Source organism: Calidifontibacillus erzurumensis, from assembly GCF_013303125.1.
Lineage (GTDB): Bacteria > Bacillota > Bacilli > Bacillales > Bacillaceae_J > Calidifontibacillus > Calidifontibacillus erzurumensis.
Window position 1 is genome coordinate 1 of record NZ_JABTTE010000044.1, and the last position, 7,420, is coordinate 7,420.

General features: G+C 33.8%; 7 protein-coding genes and 1 riboswitch. Of the genes, 3 read left to right on the forward strand and 4 right to left on the reverse strand.

The window, feature by feature from the left end:
• Nucleotides 1-42 precede the first annotated feature (42 nt).
• A riboswitch (glycine riboswitch) is annotated at nt 43-119 on the forward strand.
• A 150-nt stretch (nt 120-269) separates the two neighbouring features.
• Entirely contained in the window at nt 270-539 is a 270-nt protein-coding gene (locus HR057_RS16565) for an ACT domain-containing protein (protein ID WP_173732592.1), read from the forward strand.
• A 19-nt stretch (nt 540-558) separates the two neighbouring features.
• A complete protein-coding gene (locus tag HR057_RS16570) occupies nt 559-1,920 on the forward strand; it encodes a PFL family protein (RefSeq protein WP_173732602.1) in 1,362 nt (453 codons plus the stop codon).
• A 165-nt stretch (nt 1,921-2,085) separates the two neighbouring features.
• Here HR057_RS16570 and HR057_RS17445 read toward each other — a convergent pair whose 3' ends face one another.
• Nucleotides 2,086-2,256 (reverse strand): cupin domain-containing protein, encoded by a 171-nt coding sequence (locus HR057_RS17445; protein ID WP_374723726.1) that lies wholly within the window; start codon nt 2,254-2,256, stop codon nt 2,086-2,088.
• Between the two features lie 473 nt (nt 2,257-2,729).
• On the opposite strand from HR057_RS17445, the gene HR057_RS16580 reads away from it, so the two are divergent.
• On the forward strand, nt 2,730-3,215 hold the full coding sequence (locus HR057_RS16580; protein ID WP_173732594.1) for a YbaK/EbsC family protein: 486 nt from the start codon (nt 2,730-2,732) through the stop codon (nt 3,213-3,215).
• 455 nt (nt 3,216-3,670) lie between these two features.
• Here HR057_RS16580 and HR057_RS16585 read toward each other — a convergent pair whose 3' ends face one another.
• From HR057_RS16585 to HR057_RS16595, 3 genes are all read right to left on the reverse strand, one after another.
• Nucleotides 3,671-4,144, reverse strand: a complete 474-nt coding sequence (locus HR057_RS16585; RefSeq protein ID WP_173732596.1) for a gamma-glutamylcyclotransferase family protein — start codon at nt 4,142-4,144, stop codon at nt 3,671-3,673.
• Between the two features lie 542 nt (nt 4,145-4,686).
• Nucleotides 4,687-6,630: an ABC transporter permease gene (locus tag HR057_RS16590; protein WP_173732598.1), complete on the reverse strand. Its 1,944-nt coding sequence runs from the start codon at nt 6,628-6,630 to the stop codon at nt 4,687-4,689.
• Nucleotides 6,605-7,375: an ABC transporter ATP-binding protein gene (locus HR057_RS16595; RefSeq protein WP_173732600.1), complete on the reverse strand. Its 771-nt coding sequence runs from the start codon at nt 7,373-7,375 to the stop codon at nt 6,605-6,607. The genes HR057_RS16590 and HR057_RS16595 overlap by 26 nt, the downstream gene beginning before the upstream one ends.
• Nucleotides 7,376-7,420 lie beyond the last annotated feature (45 nt).

A 7,420-nucleotide genomic window follows, 5' to 3' on the forward strand; every position in this document is an offset into this window, starting at 1 on the left:
AATATAATATTTGCGATGAACGTTATGGGTCACACTATAACCGGAGCGGCTTCTGGAGAGACTGTTATATACAGCGCCGAAGGATTCACAATCTCAGGCAAAAGGACAGAAGAGTAGCCTTTAAACATTAGTGGTTATTCGAACATTTGCCTGGATTGGGGAGAATTCTCCAATCTTTTTTTATTTTTTAGTTTTTTTGTTGAAAAAATATAGAATACAACAAAAACATGTGAAAACAAACTAAACATATGAGAGGATTGAATGGACGAATGAGACGTGCAGTTGTCAGTGTTATTGGAAAAGACCAAGTTGGAATTATTGCAAAGGTCACTACCGTATTGGCAGAAAATAATGTAAATATCCTAGATATCAGCCAAACGATTCTTCAAGATTTCTTTACGATGATGATGCTCGTTGATGTTACAAACATTGAAAATCTTGATTCCTTACAAGCAAAATTTGATGGTATTAGCGAAGAAATGGGACTGAAAATAAATATTCAGCTTGAAGAAATATTCCGTACAATGCACCGCATTTAAAGGAGAATTGACTATGAAAATGAGTATAGCAATAGATGAAATGATTGAAACGATCCGCATGGTTCAAATGGAAAATTTAGATATTCGAACAGTGACGATGGGGATCAGCTTAAAGGATTGTGTAGATAGTGAATTTGAAAAAATGAATGAAAAAGTATTTAAGAAGATAACGACGCACGCAGCAAGATTAAAAGAAGTGGCCGAACAAGTAAGTAAAGAGTTTGGCATTCCGATTATTAATAAGCGAATTTCCATTACTCCTTGTGCTGAACTGCTTGGAAATGCAACAACCAAACAAGCAGTTGAACTAGCAAAAACACTGGATAAAGCAGCTAAACAACTTGGAATCGATTTTATTGGCGGCTTTTCAGCACTTGTACATAAAGGAATTACAAAAGGCGATCAAGTATTGTTAGATGCATTGCCAGAGGCACTAAGCGTGACAGAACGGGTTTGCTCCTCCATTTCAGTAGCGACAACAAAAACAGGCATCAATATGGATGCTGTAAGAATATTAGGAATGATTATTAAAGACGCGGCTGAAAGAACGAAGGATCAAAATGGTATTGCCTGTGCCAAACTAGTTGTTTTTTGCAATCCAGTAGAAGATAATCCGTTTATGGCGGGGGCTTTCCACGGTGCCGGTGAAGGAGAAACCGTTATTAATGTTGGTGTTAGCGGACCGGGTGTAGTCTTAAATGCACTAAAACGTTATCCAAATGCAGATCTAGGAGAAATTTCTGAAATTATTAAAAGAACAGCTTTTAAAATTACCCGGGCTGGCGAATTAATCGGTCGTGTAGTGGCTGAACGTTTGCAAGTACCGTTTGGCATCATGGATCTTTCTTTAGCTCCAACGAACGCCATGAATGATAGTGTGGCGGAAATTCTCGAAGAAATTGGTTTAGAGCGGGTCGGAACCCATGGAACAATTGCAGCCCTTGCTTTGATGAATGATGCTGTTAAAAAAGGTGGAGCAATGGCGAGCTCCTATGTTGGCGGACTAAGCGGTGCTTTTATCCCTGTCAGTGAAGATAATTGTATGATTAGAGGAATTGTTGACGGTGCTCTCACATTTTCTAAGCTTGAAGCGATGACTTGTGTCTGTTCCGTCGGTTTAGATATGATTGCTATTACTGGCGATGCATCTGCTGCAACAATATCAGCCATCATTGCAGATGAAGCTGCCATTGGGATGATCAATAAAAAAACAACTGCTGTACGCATCATTCCTGTTCCTGGAAAAAAAGAAGGAGATATGGTTGAGTTTGGTGGTCTCCTTGGCCGCGCTCCTGTCATCGGTGTTAATCCATTTCATTCAGATAAACTTATTCAAAGGGGCGGAAGAATACCTGCGCCGTTGCAAGCGTTGACGAATTAATCAAAATGACTTTTACCATTTTAAAATGTACCTTTTCCATTTAATTCTTGTTTTTTACTTAGAGCAAATAAGAAAGTTAATTTTATATGTTGGAAAAAAGGCAAGTGATGGGTAGTTAGTCGAAATCTCTCCCATTACTTGCCTATTATTATTTCTTCGAAGGGATTATTTAAAATAATATAATATGAACCAATGAACTAGCTCATCTGTTTGATTCCTATAGCAATGATGTTTATCCGGTAAAAACCTTATTGAGACTCCATTTGAAAATTTGTATAATTCATCTCCAATTTCTAATTCAATTTGACCTTTTGTAACAAAAATATATTCATCCATCCTCGATTATGTGGCAACGAATGATGATTGCATCCTTCCTTTAATTCGATTGTGAATACTTCAAATCTTCTAATGTTCATAAGGAAAATAGAAAATACTCTCATTTTTCTGTCTCCTTCTTTTAAAGGATAAAGAACATACCATCCAACATGAACAATTTCAATGTTCCTTTCATCCTTGAAATAAACAAGGAAATATTTAATCTTGTAACTACTTTCCACAAAGTAGACTCATTTGGATTAACTTCCCTCTTTCGATTTGCGCTAACATTGCTTTGCTAACATCGGTAAAATCAGCCACTTTATCAAGACTTAGGTTTCATTATATTTTACATTTTTGCCTAATCCTTGGGATTAAATCTTTCATTATATTCCATCTATTGTTGTACGTTATATTAGTTATTTGTATAATATAATCTACAAAACGACCCACCAAAATTTACTAAGTAAAGTTCTGTAATAGGAGGAAATTTTATGTCAACCAGTTTAAAGAAAAGTGCACAAAAAGTGCAGACTGTTCTAAATCAATTGGGGTTTGAACTTAATGTAATAGAATTACCGGATTCTGCCCGTACTGCACTGGAAGCCGCAAATGCGATAGGTTGTACAATAAGACAAATTGCGAAATCATTAATCTTTAAAGGAAAAACATCTGAAAATGCTATACTAATTATCGCTAGTGGAACAAATAGGGTAAATGAAAAAGCAATTGAAAAATTTATTGGTGAAAAATTAGAAAAAGCGGACGCAAAATTTGTTTTAGAACAAACAGGTTTTGCAATAGGAGGCATTCCACCAGTCGGGCATAAAAATTCAATGACTACATTTATTGATGAAGACCTTTTGCAATATGATGAAATATGGGCAGCTGCAGGAACTCCAAATGCAGTTTTTAAGCTGACTCCAAAAATTTTATTAGAAATTACAAAAGGAACAATTATCAATATTAAAGAAACATAAATTTTGGAAACCGTTTAAAGGAATCAAGTGTTTTTGATAAATTTTTATTTCTATACTGAGACCTTTGAAGTTTTGAAAATATTATTTTTCTAGTTTTTAAATACAAATCTCTTGGAAGTGATTATTTTTTTATGGCTCACTTAAATTTTCCTTCTCTATTCTTTACACATCTTATACAAAAAAATTATTCTTTTCCTCGGGTGTTGTGCTATGTGGTTAAACAGCCTTTTGTAGATCCGGGGATTTTCTTTGATATTTGTTTAATTAAATAAGATAGGTTTTGCATCACTATAAATGGACTAATTGGATTATTATAAACTTAATCAATAATATTAGGTATGAAACTCATCATTAATAGGACTTATCTATAAACATTATTTTCTTTTCACAAACTCTATTCACGGTGCGGTATGATCTCATTCTCTATTTTTAGTAATAACCTTTCACTTGTTTCTTTAATTCTTTTCTTTCATTTCACATTCAGAATGCATCGAATCTTGCACTGCCTTATCTAAAATTGATAAGTCAAACCCTGCATCTAAATATCCTTGGCGAATAACCTCATAATAGGTACGATCGGGTTCCCCTAGGGGCATTTTTTCATTCATTATATATACCATTGCAGAAACCCATTCCCCTTTGAAATGTACGTTCACAAATTCTTTTCGGTACACTTCCGGATATTCTTCATATAGATCCAACGCTTCTTCATCTGAAGGCATAATATTCCAAAGCAGCACGGGCACTCTTCCGTCTTTTTGCTTTACTATCGTCGCCTCCGCACTGCCACTCTCCCCGCAAAACAGCAGTCGATAACCTAGAAGTTCCGAACTTCCTAGAATACTAGCGGATGGACAGCGAGAAGACATCTCTTTTAAATTCAAATTGCTCCCATATGCTAGATATATTTTTCCTCGATTTTTGACCATTATATTATCCTCCATTTCTCAACAGAATCTCATCAAAAGAGGTTTCATGTCAAAGCTTTTTACTTTACCGATATTTGTAAACTGCGCCTTTTCAACAATTTATACTTTAGCATTTGCCGCACTTCAATTATTAAATCGTTCATATTTCAATTGGTATTTTTTCAATAAGCAATTAGAAATTTATAAATAGCATCATCAATTACCATACAATTATTTTGATGTATCTCTTCCCCCGAAGCTTGTTATTTAAAAAACCCTCCTCAAAGCTGTTTTTTATTATATCATTCCTCTAAAGTCTATTCCCGACTTTTTTGACTTTATTAAAGGTTTGTTGTCAAAGCCAAAAGTTAATATAGGCATAGTTAAAAAGGAATCATGTATAAACCAATAGCCTTCTTTCTTTTTTTAATAGTACAGCTTTAAAAAACGAAAACGAGCCAAAGACAATGAAAAAAATCAATGTCATTAACTCGCTTTTAAAAGGAAAATCGGTAAAGGTTTCCAAATTCCCTTTCTAACTTAAACACCTATTACCAATGTATTTAATTTTTATGATCAATTAATCGGTTCAACAAATTGATATATCGGTAGCGAATGGATAAATAATAAATAATATTCAATATTAAAAATGCACCTATTACTATTAAGAATTGTTTGAATACGGACGAATACAATACTGTTTGCAGCACCATTATTGCAAAAAACGTATGAATACATGCAAGAATAAAAGGAACAAAAAACAATATTGCTATTTGCATACTTGCTACTTTTTTCATTTCTTTAAAACTTAAGCCAATTTTTGACAACCCTATATATTTATTTTTTTCCTGATTTAAATCGGTATACAGTCTGAAATAGAGGAAGCTGCTAGCTCCCAAAAAGAATATTGCACCTAGAAAGAAGCCAACATATAAAAATAATTTCTTATTTTGATTTTCTAAAATATATCCTTCAATCCTTGTTGACCAAAAATATAAACCTCGCTCACCTACTCCAAGTTCTTCCCTTAGATTTTCAGTAACTTCTAAAGTATTTTGCCAATCTGGAATTACATAGGAATAGGAATAGTATTTATCTTGAATATTTGTTAATTGATTAAATATTTCGTCATGAACAGCAATCAGATTATTAAACAAACCTGAGTAGAAAATAACTTTTGGAGCAACACCAACGACTTCAAGATTGATTTCCCCTTTATTAAGAGAAACAGTTTCTTGGCTTAATGTTTTATCTCTTTTCGGGTCAAATCGTACATAGACAGGAATTAATAATGCTTCATCTTTTTTTAGATCTACTTTCTCTAATCCTAATGCAGATACCCGATCGTTATAATCAGAAAGCTTTATAATATGGATTGTATGATTGTTGCTTGAGGCTTGCTTGATCACTTCGCTTTTCACTTTTTCGTATTGAAAGCCATAGCTTTTAAGCATTTCATCAATTATTTTTATGTGCTGCAATTCATTACCATTATTGCTGTAAGATGTGTATGTGAGTGCAAATGGATGATCTTTTAATGACTCATCCTTAACGACAGAACTAAGTGCATATACTCCTGTTATAGAGGTAAATGCAACTGAAGAGAGAATCGTAACTAAAAAAAGCATACGGGAGTTATCCCTAATCCGGTAAATGAGATCTGAAACCCAAAGCATATTCGTTTTTTTCATGTAGAACCTTCTGTTTCGCTTCAACCAATGTAGTACAAAAATACTTAGCTGAGAGAAAAACAAGTAAGTTCCAATAACAACCGAAGCTGTTAAAATAACTTCTAAATATGGAATACTTTCAATAAATAAAACGACTTTATCCAACAACGGATGTATATCAAAAGCTTTAGGAGATAGCGCTATAAAATAACCGGAACCTAGCAATAATACAGCTAAAATCGATTGGGTGAATGAAAACTTTATCTCCCTATTAGGCTTTTTTGTTCCCTTTAATAATATAATGATGGTGCTTGTACGAATTATTAGTGGAGTTAAAGTTGAAATACCAATAAATATTAAAATAAAGAATGCTACAGTTACTATGATCGCTTTAAATGGAAAATAAAATGATAGAGAACCGTAAGACAGAATATTACTTAAAATCATTAATAAAAGTTTTGAAAATACTAATCCAATAGTAATACCTGCCATGATTGCCAAACATCCGATCATCATATTTTCAAGAAACACAAGCCGTCTAAGCTGTTTTTTAGTCATACCAAGGATCATTAGAATTCCAAATTCTTTACTTCTAATTTTCAAAAATGAATTCACCGATATGAATACAAACAAAAATGAAAAGATTAGTATAACAGCTTCCGCTTGTCCCATAATTATTTCTATGGCTCCGCCACTTTTATTTTCAATCTCAGGGTGAAACAAATTGACTGCAAAAGAGAAAAAAATCATGATCGTAAATACACTGCTTAGGAAATAGGCTAAATAAACCCTCGTGTTTCGTTTAACATTATTAAAAGCGAACTGTAGCAATGTCATGTTCTTCACCTCCTAGGAGAGAAAGAACATCGATGATCTGTTGATAAAATTTCTGGCGGCTTTCCCCGCGATGAATTTCATTAAACAACTGCCCATCTTTAATAAAAATCACTCTATGGCAATAGCTTGCTGATTTAGCATCATGAGTTACCATTAAAGTAGTTACTCCCATGTCATTATTGATGCATTCAAACAGTTCCATCACATCTTTTGCTGCTTTGGAATCAAGATTACCCGTAGGTTCATCTGCCAATAAAAGTAGAGGCGTATGAATGATTGCACGGGCAATAGCAGCACGTTGAGCCTGTCCACCTGATACTTCATAAGTCCTTTTCGAAAGAATATTTTCTATACCGAGCCTTGCGGCAACATCTTTCAATTTTTTCTCCATCATGGAAACTTTATGCCCATCTAATGTTAAAGGAAGTACTATATTCTCTCCGATCGTTAACGTATCAATTAGATTAAAATCTTGAAAAACAAATCCAAGCTTTCTCCTCCTGAATAATGCAAGCTTTGAATGATTTAGTATATAAGGATTTTCACCATTTATCAATACTTCGCCGGATGTAGGATGATCAATCGTTGAAATTACATTGAGAAGGGTTGTCTTCCCACTTCCGGAAGGCCCCATAATTCCAATAAACTCTCCTTTTTCGATATTCAAGTTAATATTTTTCAGTGCGCTGAATTGTACCTTATCCCCATATATTTTGGAAATATGTTTTAGTTTTAATATCTCCAATTTCAAACATCCTTTCGTCTTTTGATGCTTTTATTGTAAGGTACG